The sequence below is a fragment of the Streptomyces sp. NPDC090442 genome, from assembly GCF_044769405.1.
In the GTDB taxonomy this organism is placed as follows: Bacteria; Actinomycetota; Actinomycetes; order Streptomycetales; family Streptomycetaceae; genus Streptomyces.
This window is the reverse complement of record NZ_JBIVXW010000085.1, coordinates 1-17,714: the sequence shown is the minus strand read 5'-3', so window position 1 is coordinate 17,714 and position 17,714 is coordinate 1. Positions and strand designations below refer to the sequence as shown.

Annotated in this window: 19 protein-coding genes; 13 read left to right on the top strand and 6 right to left on the bottom strand. The window is 74.9% G+C overall.

Annotation, left to right across the window (positions count from 1 at the left end):
* The first annotated feature begins 169 nt into the window (after window positions 1-169).
* Entirely contained in the window at window positions 170-379 is a 210-nt protein-coding gene (locus ACIQU6_RS38085; RefSeq protein ID WP_274913762.1) for a hypothetical protein, read from the top strand.
* A 393-nt stretch (window positions 380-772) separates the two neighbouring features.
* Window positions 773-1,999: a trypsin-like serine peptidase gene (locus ACIQU6_RS38080; RefSeq protein ID WP_403486317.1), complete on the top strand. Its 1,227-nt coding sequence runs from the start codon at window positions 773-775 to the stop codon at window positions 1,997-1,999.
* A gap of 152 nt (window positions 2,000-2,151) precedes the next feature.
* On the opposite strand, the gene ACIQU6_RS38075 is transcribed toward ACIQU6_RS38080, so the two are convergent.
* Window positions 2,152-2,418, bottom strand: a complete 267-nt coding sequence (locus ACIQU6_RS38075) for an SCO4848 family membrane protein (protein WP_403486316.1) — start codon at window positions 2,416-2,418, stop codon at window positions 2,152-2,154.
* Between the two features lie 100 nt (window positions 2,419-2,518).
* Here ACIQU6_RS38075 and ACIQU6_RS38070 point away from each other — a divergent pair, with 100 nt between their 5' ends.
* Entirely contained in the window at window positions 2,519-3,814 is a 1,296-nt protein-coding gene (locus ACIQU6_RS38070; RefSeq protein ID WP_403486315.1) for a D-alanyl-D-alanine carboxypeptidase family protein, read from the top strand.
* Between the two features lie 21 nt (window positions 3,815-3,835).
* Here ACIQU6_RS38070 and ACIQU6_RS38065 read toward each other — a convergent pair whose 3' ends face one another.
* From ACIQU6_RS38065 to trpS, 3 genes are all read right to left on the bottom strand, one after another.
* On the bottom strand, window positions 3,836-4,894 hold the full coding sequence (locus tag ACIQU6_RS38065; RefSeq protein ID WP_403486314.1) for a YihY/virulence factor BrkB family protein: 1,059 nt from the start codon (window positions 4,892-4,894) through the stop codon (window positions 3,836-3,838).
* Window positions 4,895-5,038: 144 nt separating this feature from the next.
* Complete coding sequence (locus ACIQU6_RS38060; RefSeq protein ID WP_403486313.1) at window positions 5,039-5,638, bottom strand: 2'-5' RNA ligase family protein; 600 nt, start codon at window positions 5,636-5,638, stop codon at window positions 5,039-5,041.
* A 178-nt stretch (window positions 5,639-5,816) separates the two neighbouring features.
* The gene (trpS, locus tag ACIQU6_RS38055; protein ID WP_274913754.1) at window positions 5,817-6,830 is read right to left on the bottom strand and encodes a tryptophan--tRNA ligase; all 1,014 of its coding nucleotides are present in this window, start codon (window positions 6,828-6,830) and stop codon (window positions 5,817-5,819) included.
* Window positions 6,831-7,065: 235 nt separating this feature from the next.
* Here trpS and rocD point away from each other — a divergent pair, with 235 nt between their 5' ends.
* From rocD to ACIQU6_RS38040, 3 genes are all read left to right on the top strand, one after another.
* Window positions 7,066-8,274, top strand: coding sequence for an ornithine--oxo-acid transaminase (gene rocD / locus ACIQU6_RS38050; RefSeq protein WP_403486312.1), 1,209 nt, complete (start codon window positions 7,066-7,068; stop codon window positions 8,272-8,274).
* Window positions 8,275-8,377: 103 nt separating this feature from the next.
* Window positions 8,378-9,310, top strand: a complete 933-nt coding sequence (locus ACIQU6_RS38045; RefSeq protein ID WP_403486334.1) for a hypothetical protein — start codon at window positions 8,378-8,380, stop codon at window positions 9,308-9,310.
* A gap of 69 nt (window positions 9,311-9,379) precedes the next feature.
* Window positions 9,380-9,919 carry a GNAT family N-acetyltransferase gene (locus ACIQU6_RS38040; RefSeq protein ID WP_403486311.1) on the top strand — a complete coding sequence of 180 codons (540 nt, stop codon included), beginning with the start codon at window positions 9,380-9,382 and terminating at the stop codon, window positions 9,917-9,919.
* A 54-nt stretch (window positions 9,920-9,973) separates the two neighbouring features.
* Here ACIQU6_RS38040 and ACIQU6_RS38035 read toward each other — a convergent pair whose 3' ends face one another.
* Window positions 9,974-11,404, bottom strand: a complete 1,431-nt coding sequence (locus tag ACIQU6_RS38035) for a PLP-dependent aminotransferase family protein (protein ID WP_403486310.1) — start codon at window positions 11,402-11,404, stop codon at window positions 9,974-9,976.
* 128 nt (window positions 11,405-11,532) lie between these two features.
* On the opposite strand from ACIQU6_RS38035, the gene ACIQU6_RS38030 reads away from it, so the two are divergent.
* The 7 genes from ACIQU6_RS38030 (at window position 11,533) to ACIQU6_RS38000 (ending at window position 16,492) form a co-directional block, all read left to right on the top strand.
* Window positions 11,533-11,964, top strand: coding sequence for a carboxymuconolactone decarboxylase family protein (locus ACIQU6_RS38030; RefSeq protein ID WP_403486333.1), 432 nt, complete (start codon window positions 11,533-11,535; stop codon window positions 11,962-11,964).
* A gap of 5 nt (window positions 11,965-11,969) precedes the next feature.
* Entirely contained in the window at window positions 11,970-12,422 is a 453-nt protein-coding gene (locus tag ACIQU6_RS38025) for a carboxymuconolactone decarboxylase family protein (RefSeq protein ID WP_403486309.1), read from the top strand.
* A complete protein-coding gene (locus ACIQU6_RS38020) occupies window positions 12,419-13,168 on the top strand; it encodes an isocitrate lyase/phosphoenolpyruvate mutase family protein (protein WP_403486308.1) in 750 nt (249 codons plus the stop codon). Before ACIQU6_RS38025 ends, ACIQU6_RS38020 begins: the two co-directional genes overlap by 4 nt.
* A gap of 15 nt (window positions 13,169-13,183) precedes the next feature.
* Window positions 13,184-13,948: a serine hydrolase gene (locus tag ACIQU6_RS38015; RefSeq protein WP_403486307.1), complete on the top strand. Its 765-nt coding sequence runs from the start codon at window positions 13,184-13,186 to the stop codon at window positions 13,946-13,948.
* 161 nt (window positions 13,949-14,109) lie between these two features.
* Complete coding sequence (locus tag ACIQU6_RS38010; RefSeq protein ID WP_403486306.1) at window positions 14,110-14,421, top strand: hypothetical protein; 312 nt, start codon at window positions 14,110-14,112, stop codon at window positions 14,419-14,421.
* Between the two features lie 63 nt (window positions 14,422-14,484).
* Entirely contained in the window at window positions 14,485-15,909 is a 1,425-nt protein-coding gene (locus tag ACIQU6_RS38005) for a hypothetical protein (RefSeq protein ID WP_403486305.1), read from the top strand.
* 73 nt (window positions 15,910-15,982) lie between these two features.
* Complete coding sequence (locus ACIQU6_RS38000; protein ID WP_403486304.1) at window positions 15,983-16,492, top strand: FBP domain-containing protein; 510 nt, start codon at window positions 15,983-15,985, stop codon at window positions 16,490-16,492.
* Between the two features lie 41 nt (window positions 16,493-16,533).
* On the opposite strand, the gene ACIQU6_RS37995 is transcribed toward ACIQU6_RS38000, so the two are convergent.
* The gene (locus ACIQU6_RS37995; RefSeq protein WP_403486303.1) at window positions 16,534-17,355 is read right to left on the bottom strand and encodes an alpha/beta fold hydrolase; all 822 of its coding nucleotides are present in this window, start codon (window positions 17,353-17,355) and stop codon (window positions 16,534-16,536) included.
* Window positions 17,356-17,714: the final 359 nt, after the last annotated feature.

Here is a 17,714-nt window from a genome sequence, read left to right as displayed (position 1 = left end):
GATGCGGGGGCCGGACGGCCGCGTCATCCGGCGGGGCCGGCGGTCACCCGATCGTATGGCGCGCCGGCGGCCCCTGCCACCGCGCGCCCCGCGGCGCCCCACGCTGGAAGTCGCCCAGCCGCCCCCGGGGTTCCGCTGCCCCGGCCGCCCACGGAAGGTCCGGTCCGCCATGTCCCTGCCGCCGCACTGCCCGACCGTCGACTGCGACGACCGCCTCTGGAAGGACACCACCACCACCGAGGTCCACTGGGACAACTGGCGCTGGTGGTGCCACCGTTGCGACAAGAAGTGGTACCCGACCCGCGAGCAGATCGAGCAGTACCGGCACGGGGTGGGGACGGGCCGCAGAGATCCCCGGGTGGCGGCCCACCCGCGCTGACGGCGCCCGCGGACCGCTGCCTCCGCGCCAGGCCGGCCGCCCCGGCCAGGGCACCTCGGCGGCGACCGGCGCCGCGTAGTCGACACCGGGGATCGCGAAGCCGTAGGGGCGGGATTCGGGGAACGGGAACCCGCGGCCGTGGGGGCGGTCGACGACGCGGTCGGTCACGGTGGGGCCTTGGGACCGGTCGGTCGCTATCGGATGGTCTCGGTCCGGACGGGGCAGGACACCACTGATTGTCCTGATCCCGTCACCGCCATGGCCTGCCGGCCCGCCCGGGGCGGTGGAACGGCATAGTAGGGCGCGCCCCAACAGGGGCATGACAGCAACACCGCGGCGGACCGGCCGCCTCCGGCCCGCCGCCCGCACATCCGCACCAGGGGGGAACCGCACATGCCGCACACCCAGCCCGCACCGCCCGATCCGACCGCACGGCCCGGGGGGACGGCGCCGCGCGCCCGCTCCCGCCGCCGCGCCGCCCTCGCCGCCGCCGCGACCGCCGCCCTGCTCGCCCTCACCGCCACCGCCTGCGGCCCCGACGCCAACTCGGCGGCGGCGTCCGGCGGTTCGGCCGGCTCCGGCCAGAACAAGGCCGCCGGCCCGCACCTCCCCGACGGGGCCCCCACCAGCCTCGACGACCTCAAGAGGTGGAAGGACGGCGGCTGGAAGGACTGGGGCCGCTGGGCGCACCGCGCCCAGGACTTCATCAACCCGATCATCAAGAACCACTGGGAGTCGGACCGGCTCGCCCGGGCCAAGGCCGCGCCCGACATCAACGTCAACGCGACCGCGGCGGGCGGCGGTTACGGCGCCAACGACCCCACGCCGCCCCGGGTCACCGCCCAGGAGGTGGCCCGCCCCTACCACCGCAACATGGCCCCGGTCGGCAAGATCTTCTTCGACAGCCCCAAGGGCCCGATGGTCTGCTCCGGCACCGTCGTCGAGGACCCGGCGCATCCGGGGAAGTCCGACCTCGTGTGGACCGCGGGCCACTGCGTGCACTCCGGCCGGCAGGGCGGTTGGATGCGCAACATCATCTTCGTGCCGTCGTACAACGACAACGGCGTCCCCATGAGCCAGGTCGGCCGCACCCCCGCCCAACAGGTCACGCCCTACGGCAAGTTCTGGGCCGACTGGATCACCACCTCCGGCGAGTGGATCGACCGCGGCAGCGAGACCGACGCCGGCTCCGGCGCCCCCTACGACTACGCGGTGCTGCACGTCCGCCCGGAGAACGGCGGCGGCCGGTCCCTCCAGGAGACCGTCGGCGCGGCCGCCCAGGTCTGGTTCAACCCCCCGCCCGCCGGCCGCATCGGCCAGCTCCAGGCGTTCGGCTACCCGGCCGCGGCGCCCTACGACGGCGCCCGGATGATGTCCTGCCTCAGCCCCTCCGGACGCCTGGCCGCCGTCCAGGGCGCGCCGCCCATGGACCGGATCGGCTGCTCCATGACCGGCGGTTCGTCGGGTGGCGGCTGGTTCGTCAACCGCGGCGGCAAGCTGACGCTGGTCTCCAACACCTCGGTCGGCAACCCGACCGAGGGCTGGCAGGCCGGCCCCTATCTCGGCCCGGTCGCCCAGCGCGTCTTCACCACGATCAGCAACAAGTTCGCGGGCCGCTAGGGCCGCACCGGGCCAACGGGCCCCGGGCGTCGCGCAGTTGTGCGGCGGCCGGGGCCCGTTCGCTCCGCGTCAGCGGCGAACCCCGCCCGCCCGACGTCCCCTATCGGGTGAGACCTGCGTCACTCCGGGCGGGCCGAGGGGCAGCGCGCGGATCACCCCTCGGCGGTCGCGCCCGCCGCCGCCTCCCGGCGCAGCGCCCGCACGCCCCGGAACCCGATCACGCCGATTGCCGTCCCCAAGAGAAAGGACACCACGGCGAGCAGCAGGTGGACCCAGAAGTACGCGGTCGGATGCCCGGCCGCGTCGAAGGCGAGACCGCTGGCGTCCTTCCAGAGATTCTTGGCGAAAGTGAACCAGATGCACCAGCTCCACACCCCGAAGGCGAGCAGGAACCAGGACACGGGGCGAGAGAGCTTCATGGGTTCCAGTATGGACAGCGGCTCCATCCGGCCGTTCGGAGGGGCACTCTTCCGTGGGGCGCGTTCCAGGACGCGGGCGCAGGCGGGTACGTTCACGGACGTGCCGACGACCTTGAGTGCCTCCGCGTCCCCGTCCGCCGTCCGAGCCGTGCGTACCGTCGCCGCGCTGGCGACCTCCGCGCTATTGGCGTCGCCGCTGCTGATCGGCACCGCGTATGCCGCCCCCGGGGACGGCGGGCAGCCGCCGAAGGCGCCCGTGCCGCCCGCGAAGATGTCGCAGGTCGGCGGGGAGCGCCTGGGGCAGCCCGGCGTCCAGGTACAGCCCAAGGAGGGTGCGCCGAAGCTCCCGGACGACAAGGAGCTCTCCGCCCGCTCGTGGATCGTCTCGGACGCCGAGTCCGGCGAGGTGCTGGCCGCCAAGAACCCGCACTGGCAGCTCGCGCCGGCCAGCACCCTGAAGATGCTGTTCGCCGACACCGTGCTGCCGAAGTTCCCCAAGACCCAGAAGTACACCGTCAAACCCGCCGACCTGGCGGGCATGGGCGAGGGCAGCAGCCTGGTGGGGATAAAGGAGAACCTCACCTACACCGTGCACGACCTGTGGCTGGGGGTCTTCCTGCGGTCCGGGAACGACGCGGTGCACACGCTCTCCGCCATGAACGGCGGCACGACGGCCACGGTCCAGCAGATGCAGCAGCGGGCGAAGCAGCTCAACGCCGGCGACACGCACGTGGTCACGCCGGACGGCTACGACGCGCCGGGGCAGGTGTCCAGCGCCTACGACCTGAGCCTGTTCGCGCGGGCGGGGCTGCAGAACGCGGACTTCCGGGAGTACTGCTCCACGGCGAGCGCGCAGTTCCCGGGGGAGGTCGGCAAGGACGGCAAGCGCGGCACCTTCGGCATCCAGAACACCAACCGGCTGCTCAGCGGCGACTACGACGTCAAGCCCTACCCGGGCATCGCGGGCGTGAAGAACGGCTCGACGACCAACGCCGGGTCCACGTTCACCGGGGTCGCCCAGCGCGGGGACCGCAAGCTGCTGGTCACCGTGATGCACCCGGAGAAGAGGATGCACAACGAGGGGTACCGGGAGGCCGCCAAGCTGCTCGACTGGGGCTTCGCCGCGGACGGCAAGGTGGAGCCGGTCGGCCACCTCGTCGGACCGAAGGGCGCCGGCGACGGGTCCGGGAACGGCAACGCGAAGAACGGTGACCAGCAGGCCCAGGCCGGGCTGGACTCCGGCAGCGGCTGGGGCGGTCCGTGGACCGCGGTCGGCATCGGCGGCGGGGCGGTCGTCCTGCTCGGCGCGGTGGCGTTCCTGGTCCGGCGGCGGCGGCCGCTGCCGGAGGCCGTGCAGGGGCGCCGGGGCGCTTCCGGGAGCCGGCGGAAGAAGTAGCCGGAGGAGCGGGCAGGAGCGTCAAGACGGGCCGGGCCGCCGCTGGTCGGCGGGCCCGGCCCCGTCATGTGTCGGACGGTGCGGGGCCGGCGTCGGCTCCTCGGGCGTCTCCTGGGTGGCCGTCCAGGACGCGCAGAAGACCAGCAGCTTCGCCGTGAAGTTGATCCACAGCAGCAGCGCGACGGGGGTGCCGAAGGCGCCGTACATGCTGCGCGCGGCGACGTCCCGCAGATAGCCGCTGAGCAGCAGCTTGAGGAGTTCGAAGCCGACCGCGCCGATCAGGCCGGCGACCACGACGGCGCGGCGCGGCGGGTGGGCCCCGGCCAGCTTGGTCAGGACGAAGACCAGCATCACGAAGGCGGCGAGCACCGCGATGCAGAACCCGGCGACCGACAGCAGGACGCTGGCCGCGCCGCCCTTCGGCAGCCCGATCTCCGTCGCCGCCCGGCCCACCGCGGCGGACGCGAACGCCGAGCAGCCCACCGAGACCAGCGCGACCCCGCCGAGGCCGAGCAGCAGCGCGCCGTCGCGGACCTTGCCGAGCAGGAAGTTGGTCTCCTCCGTGGGCGCCTCCCACACGGCCCGCAGGCAGTCGCGCAGCGACTGCACCCAGCCGATGCCGGTGAGCAGCAGCGCGGCGCCGGCGATCAGGCCGACCGTGCCGGCGTTGTTCACCAGCGCGGCGAGGTCGAGTTGGCCGGCGATGCCGGGGACCTGCTCGGCGAGCTTGGCCTCCAGGTTGTGCACCTGGTCCGTGCCGAGCGCAGCGGCGACGCTCGCGGCCGCGACGGTCAGCAGCGGGAAGAGCGCGATGAAGCTGGTGAAGGTGATGGCCGCGGCCAGCCGGGTCCAGTGCACCCGTTGCATCCGGTCGTAGGCGCGCCAGAGGTGGGTGGTGAGCAGCCAGTGGACGGCGGGGGCCAGTCGGTGGCCGATGAGGGGGAGGTTGGTGGCCCAGCCGAGGGGGTTGCCGTCGGTGGGCGGGGGAGGCGTGCCGTTGGTGTCCTCCCGGGGCGCGCCGTCCCCGTCGCCGTTCCCGTCGCTCCCCGGTACGTCCCGTCCGCCCGTCGTCCCCGTCATCCCCGTACGTCCCTCCCGTGCCGGCCGTCCCGACTGATCCGGAACACTAGCCTCCGGCTACCCCGGAAGACGGCGGCTACCCGGCGCGGCGTCGGCCGGATGAGGGGGGACAGCGAACGCGCTGACGGGGCGCGACGGGTCCGCTCAGAGGGGGGACGTGGCGGACGGCCGGGGCAGCTCCGCCTCGGTGGCCTGCCGGGGCACCGTCACCGTGCCGCCGCCGGCCCCGAACGGGAACTCCCGCTGCAGCCGCCACACCTCGTCGTCGCCCTTCTCGTAGAGCGCGAACCCGCCGACCGTCCAGGCGGCCGAGAACTCCGCCAGCTCCGCCTGGGCGCGGTCCATGGCGGCCTCGTCGATGCCGTGCGCGACCGTCACGTGCGGGTGGTACGGGAACTGGAGCTCGCGCGCGCACGGGCCGGACGCGGCGCGGACCCGCTCCTGGAGGGCGGCGCAGCCGGCCGCCCCCTCGACGACCTTGACGAAGACCACCGGTGACAGTGGCCGGAAGGTGTCGGTGCCCGCCAGCCGCAGCGCGAACGGCCGGCTGGCGGCGGCCACCGCGGCGAGATGGCGTTCGACGTCGTCCAGCGCCGTCGCGTCCGCCTCGGTCGGCGGGAGGAGGGTGATGTGGGTGGGGATGCCGCGGGCGGCCGGGTCCCCGAAGCCCTCGCGCTCCCGTTGGAGGAAGCTGCCGTACGGCTCCGGGACCGCGAGCGAAACGCCGAGCGTTACGGTCCCCACTGCGTTCTCCCTCCTGACGTGGTGCCCCGGCGCGTGCGCGCCGTGGCGTGGTGCCCGGGCGTTGTCGCCCCGGCGTGGGGTGCGCGCCGCGGGGGCGCGCACCTTCCGGTGTACCGGGGCCAGTGTGCCGGGGACGGCCGCGGTGGGCACGTCCCGGCCGCCGGTCCCGGCCCGACGGTCAGCGCTTGGCCGGCAGGAACCCGATCCGGTCGTAGGTGGCGGCCAGGGTCTCGGCCGCCACCGCGCGGGCCTTCTCGGCGCCCTTGGCCAGGATCGTGTCCAGCGTCTCCGGGTCGTCGAGGTATTCCTGCGTACGGGTCCGGAACGGCGTGACGAAGTCGACCATCACCCCGGCCAGGTCGGTCTTGAGCGCGCCGTACATCTTGCCCTCGTAGGAGCGCTCCAGCGACGGGATGTCCTCCCCGGTGAGGGTGGACATGATGCTGAGGAGGTTGCTGACGCCGGGCTTGGCCTCGCGGTCGAAGCGAATGACGGTGTCGGTGTCCGTCACGGCGCTCTTGATCTTCTTCGCGGTGACCTTGGGGTCGTCGAGGAGGTCGATGATGCCCTTCGGCGAGGAAGCCGACTTGCTCATCTTGATCGACGGGTCCTGAAGATCGAAGATCTTCGCGGTCTCCTTGACGATGTACGGGTTGGGGATCGTGAAGGTGTCGCCGAAGCGGGTGTTGAAGCGGTCCGCGAGGTCGCGGGTCAGCTCCAGGTGCTGGCGCTGGTCCTCGCCGACCGGGACCTGGTCGGCCTGGTAGAGCAGGATGTCGGCGACCATCAGCACGGGGTAGGTGAACAGGCCGACCGTCGTGCGGTCCGTGCCCTGCTTCGCCGACTTGTCCTTGAACTGCGTCATGCGGGACGCCTCGCCGAAGCCGGTGACGCAGTTCATGACCCAGGCGAGCTGGGCGTGCTCGGGGACGTGGCTCTGCACGAAGAGCGTGCAGCGCTCCGGGTCCAGACCGGCGGCCAGGAGCTGGGCGGCGGCGACCCGGGTGTTGCGGCGCAGCTCCGCGGGGTCCTGCGGAACGGTGATCGCGTGCAGGTCGACCACCATGTAGAAGGCGTCGTGGGACTCCTGCATCGCCACCCACTGGCGTACCGCGCCGAGGTAGTTGCCGAGGTGGAAGGAGCCGGCGGTGGGCTGAATACCGGAGAGCACACGAGGACGCTGGAGAGCCATGGCATGCATTGTCTCAGGTCCGCGGGGGCGGGGGCGGAGAGGTCCGGGGGCACCCCGGCGGGCCGGGGCGGGCCCGGAGCCGTACGCCCTGCGGAGGTGCGGGCGCCGGCGTGACAATGAGCGGGAGGAGCGCGGGGCGGGAGGCCGCAGGGGTGCCAGGGTCGCGCTTCCGGCGGGGGCGGAACCCGTTCGTAGCTCCCGGGCCGGAGGTCCGGGCCGTTGGATGGAGTCGCCCGTGACGTCCACGGAAGCGTTCATCGCCGCCGCCGAGGCGCACAGCGCGCACAACTACCGGCCGCTGCCCGTCGTCGTGGCCACCGCCGACGGCGCCTGGGTGACCGACGTGACCGGCCGCCGCTACCTCGATCTGCTCGCCGGGTACTCCGCGCTCAACTTCGGCCACCGCAACCGCCGGCTGCTGGACGCGGCCCGCGCCCAGTTGGAGCGGGTCACCCTCACCTCCCGGGCCTTCCACCACGACCGCTTCGCGGACTTCTGCGCCCAACTCGCCGACCTGTGCGGCATGGAGCTCGTGCTGCCGATGAACACCGGCGCGGAGGCGGTGGAGACCGCGATCAAGACGGCCCGCAAGTGGGGCTACCGGGTCAAGGGCGTCCCCGACGGCCGGGCGCGCATCGTCGTCGCGGAGAACAACTTCCACGGCCGGACCACCACCCTGGTCTCCTTCTCCACCGACCCCGAGGCCCGCGCCGACTTCGGCCCCTACACCCCCGGCTTCACCGTCGTCCCCTACGGCGACCTGGCCGCCCTGGACGCCGCCGTCGACGCCGACACCACGGTCGCCGTGCTGCTGGAGCCCATCCAGGGCGAGGCCGGTGTGCTGGTGCCGCCGCCCGGCTACCTCTCCGGGGTGCGCGAGCTGACCCGGGCCCGCAACGTGCTCTTCGTCGCCGACGAGATCCAGTCCGGGCTGGGCCGCACCGGCGCCACCTTCGCCTGCGAGCACGAGGGCGTGGTGCCCGACGTGTACGTCCTGGGCAAGGCGCTGGGCGGCGGGGTGGTGCCGGTGTCGGCGGTGGTCTCCTCCCGCGAGGTGCTGGGGGTCTTCCGGCCCGGCGAGCACGGCTCGACGTTCGGCGGCAACCCGTTGGCCTGCGCGGTCGGCCTGGAGGTCATCGCGCTGCTGCGCACCGGCGAGTACCAGCGCCGGGCCGCCGAGCTCGGCGACCGTCTGCACCGCGCGCTGGCGCCGCTGGTGGGCGGCGGCGCGGTGGACGCGGTCCGCGGTCGCGGGCTGTGGGCTGGCGTCGACGTCAACCCCTCGCGCGGCGACGGCCGGGCCGTCTCGGAACGGCTGCTGGCCCGCGGCGTCCTGGCCAAGGACACCCACGGCGCGACGATCCGGATCGCCCCGCCGCTGGTGATCGGCGAGGAGGATCTGGACTGGGGGATCGAGCAACTCCGCGCGGCGCTGGGCGCGTAGCGGCGGGTACGCGCCCAGTGGGCCGGGCGCGCGCCGTGCCCCGGCCCCCGCGCCGTGCCCCGGTGCGGGGGCCGCCCCGTACAGTCGGGCCATGGTCCTCGGGATGAGTTGCGCCCTCGCGTCCGCGGTGTGCTTCGGCACCGCCTCCGTCTTCCAGGCCGTCGCCGCGCGGGACACCCCGCCCGGCACCGGGTCCGGCGTCGACGCCCGGCTACTGCTGCGGGTGCTCACCCAGTGGCGGTACCTGCTGGGGCTGTCGCTGGACGGCCTGGGGTTCCTGCTGGAGCTGGTGGCGCTGCGGACGCTGCCGATCTACACGGTCGGCGCGGCGCTGGCGGCGACCCTCGCGGTGACCGCGGTGGTCGCCGCGCCCGTCCTGGGCGCCCGCCTCAAGCGCGCCGAGTGGCTCGCGGTCGCGGTGGTCTGCGGCGGCCTGGCCCTGCTGGCGCTGTCGTCCGGCGCCGAGGGGCACCGCTCCGGCACCCCCGCGCTCCGCATCGGGGTGCTGGTCTTCGCGCTCGCCGTGCTCGGCGGCGGGATGCTGGCCGGCCGGTTGCCGGGCCGCGCCCGGGCCGCCGCGCTCGGCCTCGGCGCGGGCTTCGGCTTCGGCGTCGTCGAGGTCGCGGTGCGGCTCGTCGACAGCTTCCGGCCCGTCGAGCTGCTGACCAACCCGGCCAGCTACGCCCTGCTGATCGGCGGGGGCGCCGCCTTCCTGCTGCTGACCTCCGCGCTCCAGCGCGGCTCGGTCACCACCGCCACCGCCGGCATGGTGATCGGCGAGACCCTCGGCCCGGCCGTGGTCGGCGTCGCCTGGCTCGGCGACCGCACTCGCGACGGGCTGATGCCGCTCGCGCTCACCGGCTTCGCCCTCGCCGTGGTCGGGGCCCTGGCCCTGGCCCGCTTCGGCGAGGCACCGACGGAGGGGTCCACCGGCGGAGGTACGCAGGAGCGCGCCGACGCCGGGCCCGGGGCCGGCTCCGGCCCTTCCCCCGACCCCGACCCCGACCCCACGACGGTGCCGACGAAGCGTCCCTGAACACCCGCCGTCCACCGTCCTCACCCTAGGCTGCCGAGGAGACCAACAGCGCAGACGGAGGAGGACGGAATGGCGGAAAGCGCTCTGGATGCAGGCGAGTTGCCGGCTGGACTGGCGCTGCGTCACCCGACGCCGGCGGATCACGCGCGGCTCCAGGCGGCGCTGGCCGAGTGGTGGGGCGGGCTGGGCGGCGCCGCGGGTGCGCAGCAACGGCAGCTGCTGGTGCCGCGGTTGTACCTCCAGCACTTCGCGGACACCAGCTTCCTGGTCGAGCGGGCCGACGGCACCCTGCACGCCTTCCTGATCGGCTTCCTCTCGCAGAGCGACCCGGAGGCCGCCTACGTCCACTTCGTGGGCGTCTGCCCGGACGGCACGCGGGGCGGCGTCGGCAGCGCGCTCTACCGGCGGTTCTTCGCGCTCGCCCGCGCGGCGGGGCGGAGCCGCATCCGCTGCATCACCAGCCCCAACAACCGCAATTCGATCGCGTACCACGCCCGGATGGGCTTCCGGATGGAGCCGGGCGACCTCGTCGACGACACCGGGGTGCCGGTCCACCGCGACTACGACGGGCCGGGCCTCGACCGGGTGTCGTTCGTGCGGGAGGTGTGAACGGGGCGGCGGGGTGGGCGGGTTGGGCCTTCGCCGGGCGCCCGCCGCGCCGCGTCAGTCGGCCGGCGGCAGCGCCCGTAGCAGGGCGTCCAGGACGGCCGAGAACGCGTGCTCCGGCGGCCGCCCGTAGGCGATGACCAGGGCGTCGCGGGCGACCGCCGGCGCCGCCGGGTCGGTGAACTCGGCCAGGCCGTGCACCGCCAACCCCTGCCACCGGGCGGCCTGCACGATGGACTGCTCGGTCCCGGGCGGGAGTTCGAGCACCGCGTGCAGCCCGGCGGCGATCCCCGAGACGTGGACGTGCGGGGCGTGCTCGGCCAGGGCGTCGACCAGGTGGTCGCGCCGGCGCCGGTAGCGCAGCCGCATCCCGCGCAGATGCCGGTCGTAGGCGCCGGACTGGATGAACTCGGCCAGGGTGAGCTGGTCCAGCATGCCGGACTGCCACTCGCCGGTGGACTTGATCTCCAGCACCCGGTCGATCAGCCGGTCCGGCACCACCATCCACGCCAACCGCAACGCCGGGGCCAGGCTCTTGCTCGCGGTGCCCAGGTAGACGACGTGGTCGGGGTCCAGCCCCTGGAGGGCGCCGACCGGCTGCCTGTCGTAGCGCAGCTCGCCGTCGTAGTCGTCCTCCAGGACGTAACCGCCGGTGGCCCGCGCCCAGTTGACGGCCGCGGCCCGCCGGTCCGGGTGCAGCGGGACGCCGGTGGGGAACTGGTGGGCGGGGGTGAGCAGGGCCGCCCGGAGGCGCTCCAGGCCCGCCAGTCGGCCGGTGTCCGCGCCGTCCGCGTCGACCGGCAGCGGGACGGTGCCGAGCCCGGCGCGGGTGATCACCTCGCGGTGGAAGCGCAGCCCGTAGGACTCGATGGCGATCCGGCCCGGGGCGCCGCCGCGGCCCGTCAGCGCCCGGGCCAGCAGCCCCAGCCCCTGCATGAACCCCGCGCAGACCACGATCCGTTCGGGGTCGGCCCGCACGCCGCGGGCCCGGGCGAGGTAGTCGGCGAGCACCGCGCGCAGCTCCGGGCGGCCGGCCGGAGTGCCGTACCCGAACGCCTCGTTGGGCGCGGCGGTCAGCGCCCGGCGGGCCGCCGCCAGCCAGGCGGTCCGGGGGAAGGACGAGACGTCCGGGGTCCCCGGGGTGAGGTCGAAGCGCGGTCCGGTGGACGGGGGCGCCGGGGGCGGGGTGCGTCGCGGCGCCGCGCGGGCCGCGCGCGGCAGGGTCCGGTCGGCCACCTCGGTGCCCGAGCCCTGGCGGGCGCGGAGCCAGCCCTCGGCGACCAGCTCGGCGTAGGCGTCGGCGACGGTGTTGCGGGCGATGCCGAGGTCGGTGGCGAGGGACCGGGAGGACGGCAGCCGGGTGCCGGGGGCCAGCCGCCCGGACCGCACCGCCTCCCGCAGCGCGGTCATCAGCGAGGTCCGCAGCCCGCCCGGCCCGGCCAGGTCCAGATGAAGGTCCCGCCCGAAAATGGCCCGCGATTTCTCCATGGAAGTGGACCATACTCTTGTGCCAGTCACTGCGTAGCGTCGATGGCATGACGAACTCGACAACATCTTCCGCAGCAAACGAACCGCAGGTCACCGCGGCCGCGACCGGCCACCGCCACGGCCCCCGGATGCGCTGGGCCGAGCTGGCCCCCGACGTCTACAAGGCCATGATCGGGCTGGAGGTGGCGGCCCGGAAGGGCCTCGACCCGACCCTGGCCGAACTGGTCAAGATCCGCGCCTCGCAGCTCAACCGGTGCGCGTTCTGCCTCCACATGCACACCACCGACGCCCGCAAGGCCGGCGAGACCGAGGAGCGGATCGTCCTCCTGAACGCCTGGGAGGAGGCCGCCGGCTACTACACCGACCGCGAGCGGGCCGCCCTCGCGCTCACCGAGGCGATGACGGTCCTGACCGACGGCTTCGTGCCGGACGCCGTCTACGACCGGGCCGCCGCCCTCTTCGACGAGCCCGAACTCGCCCAGCTCATCGCCCTGATCACCACCATCAACGCCTGGAACCGCTTCGGCGTGACCACCCGCATGGCACCGGGACAGGAGTGAACCCGATGACCCACCGCATGCCGTTCTGGCGCACCGCCCCCGCCTTCTACCAGGCCCAGCTCAAGCTCACCCTGGCCGCCAAGAAGGGCCTGGGCGACGCGGTCCTGGCCGAACTGGTCGTGCTGCGCGCCTCCCAGCTCAACCGCTGCGCGTTCTGCATCGACATGCACGTGCGCAACCTCCGCGAGGCCGGCGTCGACCAGCAGCGGATCGACCTGCTGCCCGCCTGGGAGGAGGCCGCCGGCCTCTACTCCGAGCGGGAGCGGGCGGCGCTGGCCTTCACCGAAGCGGTCACCGTCCTGACGGGGGGAGGCTTCGTGCCGGACGGGGTCTACGACCGGGCCGCCGCGCACTTCGACGAGGCCGAACTCGCCCATCTGCTGGCCGTGATCGTCGCCATCAACAACTGGAACCGCGTCAACGTCACCGTCCGCCAGCCGCCCGGGGAGGAACTGTGACCACCACCGGCACCGCCCCCGCGGCGGCCCTCCGCGCCCTCCACCACGACCGCCGCCCCGACGACCCGCTGATCCTCCCCAACGCTTGGGACGCCGCCTCCGCCCGGGTCTTCGCCGACGCCGGCTTCCCGGCCCTGGCCACCCCCAGCGCGGGCCTCGCCGCGACCCTCGGGTACGAGGACGGCGCGACCCCGGCCGACGAGATGTTCGCCGCGATCGCCCGGATCGTCCGGGCCGTGGATGTCCCGGTGACGGCGGACGTGGAGGCCGGATACGGGCTGTCCGCAAAGGAGTTGGTCGGCCGGCTCGCCGAGGCCGGCGCCGTCGGCTGCAACCTGGAGGACTCCGACCACGCCACCGGCGCCCTGCGCGACCCGCGCGAGCAGGCCGACTGGTTGGCGGCGGTCCGGGCCGAGGCCGGCGACGCGCTGGTCATCAACGCCCGCATCGACACCTTCCTGCGCGGGGACACGGGCCTCGACGCCGCCCTGGAGCGGGCCCGCCACTACGCCGCCGCCGGCGCCGACTGTCTCTACCCCATCCTCGCCCCGCCCGAGGTCCTCCCCGAGCTGTCCGCCGCGGCCCCCCTCCCGCTCAACGCCCTGGCGAAGGCCGACGGCCCGACCCCGCGCGAACTGGGCACCCTGGGCGCGCGGCGGATCACCTTCGGCGGCGGTCTGCACCGCGCGGCGACGACCGCGCTGGCCGGGGTCGCGGCACGGCTGCGGGACGGGCGGCACGGCTGACCGGGAGGTGCCACCATGGCGGCCATGCTCTCCCTCGCCGTGGCCCCCTGGGGGCGCCCCCCGGTGCTCCTGCGGAACGCGGACGTCCCGCACTACGCGGCCAGCACGATGAAGATCGCCGTGCTGGCCGCCGTCCACCGCAGCGGGCTCGACCCCGACCGGCAGGTCCCGGTGGTCAACTGCTTCCCCTCGGCGGCCGGCGGCAGTTACGCCCACTGCCGTGCGGAGGACGGCGACCCCGAGCCGTGGGCCCGCCTGGGCGGCACCGCGTCTCTGGGGTGGCTGGCCGAGCGGATGGTCCGGCACTCCTCCAACCTCGCCACCAGCCTGTGCCAGTCGGTGGTGGGGCACCCGGCGGTGGCCGAGGTCTGGCGGCGGGCCGGGGCGTCCGCCGCCAGCGGCAGCCCGCGCGGCATCGAGGACACCGCGGCCCGCGCCGCCGGCATCGACAACACCGTCACCGCCCACGACCTGCTCCGCCTCCTTGAGTCCCTGGAACCGGCCGTGCTGGCCCAACTGGAGCACAACGCCCACGCCGTGGACCTCGCCGCAGGGCTGCCCCCGGGCACCCGCCTGGCCAGCAAGAACGGCTGGGTCGAGGGGGTGCGGCACGGCGCCGCCGTGATCCACCCGCCCGACGCCCCGCCCTACGTCCTCGCCGTCTGCTACACCGGCCCGCTCGCCAACGGCCAGGACACCGACGACCCCGCGGCCCGCCTGCTGGCCCGCCTCTCCTTCCGCGTCTGGGCCCGCCGCCACCGGCTGGCGCGTGTGACGTAGCGTCAGATGGCGTCCGCCTCGGCGCATTGCCCCATACTCCTCGCCCGGATCGCGCTACGGCCGGCTCCCGCGCGGGTATCAGGAGAACGGGCGTACGGGGAGCGCCGCGGGCTTGATAACTTGGTGGTGAAGGCCCGCGGGGGAACGGGGAGAAGCGCCATATGGCCGAGCAGTTCAGGGTCGACCTGGAAGAGCTGGACGTCGTCGTCCGACAACTGCGTCATCTGCAGCGGGACATGGACGAACCGGGCCAGGCGGTCAAATACGGCACGACGCTCCCGACGTCCGCGTTCGGGACCGGATTCGACGAGGCCGGCAAGCTGGCCGGGGCGCACGACGGCATGCAGGCGTACATGGCGGACGTGCTCGGCGCGCTCCAGGACCTCCTCCACACCTTCGGCGAGAAGACCGAGGCCAGCCGCGGCGCCTACGAGGACCAGGAACACGCGGCCCGACACCCGCAGCACGACTGACGCACGCCGCACCGCCCGCGGGCGGACGGCACGACGGCGAGGACGAGGGAGGGGGACCGCGGCATGGCGGAGGCCGGACAACAGCACGACGGCGCCACGGAGATGGAGCGCCGGCGGAACGAGCAGGAGCGGGCGGAGCGGCTGAAGTCGCTCCAGGGGCACCGGATGACCCCGCGGTCGCCCGCCGACTTCCCGCGGCGCGAACTGCCCGAGATGCGGGCGATGATCGAGCACGCCAACCCGGGGGCGATCGAGACCTCCGGCCGGCACTGGCGCTCCGCCGCCGACCAGTTGGGCGGCGAGGACGGCCACGGTGGCCTCCGCAAGGCGTTCCAGGACGCCGTCGCGCACGCCTCGGCGCACTGGGAGGGCTCGGCGGCCCGGGCGTTCCGCCGGGAGGCCGCCAAGGTGCTGGCCAAGATCGACCGCAGCTACCAGCACGCCCGCAACGTCGAGTCCACGCTGATCGGTTCGCGCACCGCGGGCCCGGAGATCGGCGTCGCCCACAACCTCCGCGAGGCCCAACAGGCCGTCGCCCGGCTGCAGCTCGCCGCGGCCGCCCACACCGCGGAGCCGCCCCCGGCCGACGGCGGCCAGCTCGCCCGGGACCTCGCCAACCCCAAGCTGGACACCCGCATGGCGCTGGAGCTCAACCGCCCCACCCTCCCGCCGGGCAAGCAGCGCCAGTTGGAGGCCGCCGTCGTCATGGACGAACTGGCCGCCCACTACGACGCGCAGGGCACCCGGCTCCGGGACGGCACCGGCCACGGCCTCGACGGGGACTGGCCGGTCGCGCCGTCCGACCACCCGGCGCCGCCGCCGGTGGACACCGCGGTGGCCGGCCACCCCGAGCAGCACGCGCCCACCGCGCACCGGTCCCACGGCGGCGCGGTCCCGGCCGGCTTCGACCGTCCCCGGGCCGACGGCCCCGTGGCCACCGGGCTGGAGAGCGCCCACGGCGCCGCCCTCGCCGCGCCGCACGCCGGCGGCCACGCCCTGATCGCCGGGCCGCCGGCCGGCCCGGCCGCGCCCGCCCCGACCAGCGGCGGCATCCCGGCGCCCGCGTTCCTGCCGGGCGTCATCGGCCTGGCGACCGGCGGCACACGGCCCGCCGGCAGCCCGGCGCGCGGCACCGGCGACGCCCACCACAGCGCGAGCGGCACCACCGGCAACCCCGACGCGCTCGCCGCCCGCGCCGCTGCACCGCTGACGCCGGGCGTGCCCCGCGTCCCCGGCACCCCGGGCGCCCGGCCGGACGGCCCGACCGGCGGCAGCCGACAGGGCGGCGCCGGCCTGCACCGCAGCCGCGGTGGCGCCCGGGCCGGCGCGGACCCGGCGGCCGCCCACGGCAGGGGCCGGCACGGCCCGGGGGAGCACCCCGACAAGGGCGGCCGGGGGCGTTCCGAGGAGCGCCGGCGCCGGTACCTCGACGAGGACGAGGCCACCTGGACCCCGCCGCGGGAGCTCCCGCCGCCCGTGATCGAGTAGGCGCCCGGCGGGGCGGCGGGGCGCGGCGAAAACCGGGCGACGCGCCCCACACCCCGCTGTTAGCGTCCGGACCATGGATCCGGTGGGTGAGAAACAGATACGCGCGTCCTTCGTGAACTGTTCCAAGGGCGAGGCGAGCCGGCTCAACCTCCCCGCGGGGCTTGCCGAACTCCCGTGGCAGGACCTCGACTTCCTGGGGTGGCGGGACCCGCAGGCGCCGGACCGGAGTTACCTCGTCGCCCCGCGGGACGACGGCCTGCTCGGCGTCACCCTGCGGGCGCCGCAGGGCGTGCGGCGCAGCTTCACCAAGACGACGGTGTGCTCGGTCTGCCTGACCGGACACCCGGGCTCCGGCGTCAGCCTGCTCGCCGCCCGCCGCGCCGGCCCCGCCGGACGCCAGGGCAACACCGTCGGCGCCTACCTCTGCGCCGACCTCGCCTGCTCCCTCTACGTCCGCGGCCGCAAGCAGTCCCAACTCGCCAGCCGCCACAAGGAGGACCTCCCGCTGGAGGACCGGATCGCCCGCACCGTGCGGAACCTCGATGCCTTCCTGACCAAGGTCCTGGAGGGCGAAGGGGCCTGAGGCGGCGGGCCACCCGGCCGCGCCGCCGCCCGGACCGTCCCTCAGAGCCCCCGGGCGGCCAGGAAGTCCCCGATCAACGCCAGCCACTCCGCGTTCCGTTCGACCATCGGCAGATGCCCGGTGGCGATCTCGACGTACTCCGCGCCCGGGATGTGGTCCGCCAGGTAACGGGAGTGGGACGGGTCGATCAGGGGGTCGAGCGTGGTGGCGACGACCAGCGTCGGGACCGCGAGGCCCGGCAGGTCGGCGGTGGTGTCCAGGGTCTTGACCAGGGCCGCCTGCTCGGCCGAACCGGCCTGCGGCAGCGTCGGGTCCGAGTCCAGGTAGGTCGCCAACTCGGCGGGCGCCAGCGCGTCCAGGGCCGCCGGCGACAGCGCGGCGAGCGTCCGCGCCTGGGCGAAGCCCTGGTAGTCGTCGCGCGCCAGCAGCCGCAGCCACAGGTCCACCCAGATCCGGGCCCGGGCGTTCGCCTTGGCCAGCCCCGCGGTCAGGACCAGCCCGCGCACCCGCTCCGGGTGCCGGGCCGCGGCCCGTACGGCCACCGCGGTCCCCATCGAGAAGCCGATCGCGGTGAAGCTCTCCTGACCGGCCGCGACGGCCGCGGCGACCACCGCATCGGCCAGCGCGTCCAACTCCAACGGGCCGTCGGCGCGGGGGGTTTCGCCGGACCCGGGATAGTCGGGTGCCACCACCCGGTGCCCGGTGGCGGTCAGGGCCGGGATCAGCGTCCCGTAGTTGTCCCGGACACTGCCGGTGGCGCCGTGCGCCAACAACACGCCGGGCCCGCCGGCCGGACCGGCGACGGTGGTGGACAACGGGCGGAGCGGGGCGGACGTGGTCCGCGCGACGGGAATCTGCGTCATGCCCCCAGGGTGCGGCCTCACATCGGTGTCAGGGTCAAGTCCGTCCCCTGCGGTTGGCTGGCTCCCCACGTTGTTGGCTCTCCCGCCGCGCGGGTTGCTGTTCTTTGCGCCTTGCGGCGCGGCCCGAACCGCTGCGCGGGGCGGGTCGAGTTGTCTGGTCCGCTGCGCGGGGCCGATCCGCTGCGCGGGGCGAGCCGATGGGTCCGCTGCGCGGGGCGGTGCCGCTGCGCGGGGGGAGCCGATGTGTCCGCTGCGCGGGGCTGTTGGGTGCGGTGACGGGTCGGAGGGGGTGGTAGGCCAGACTGCTGCGCTTTACGTCTGGCCTACCACCCCCACCCCCCCGCCCCCGCCCCGTGACG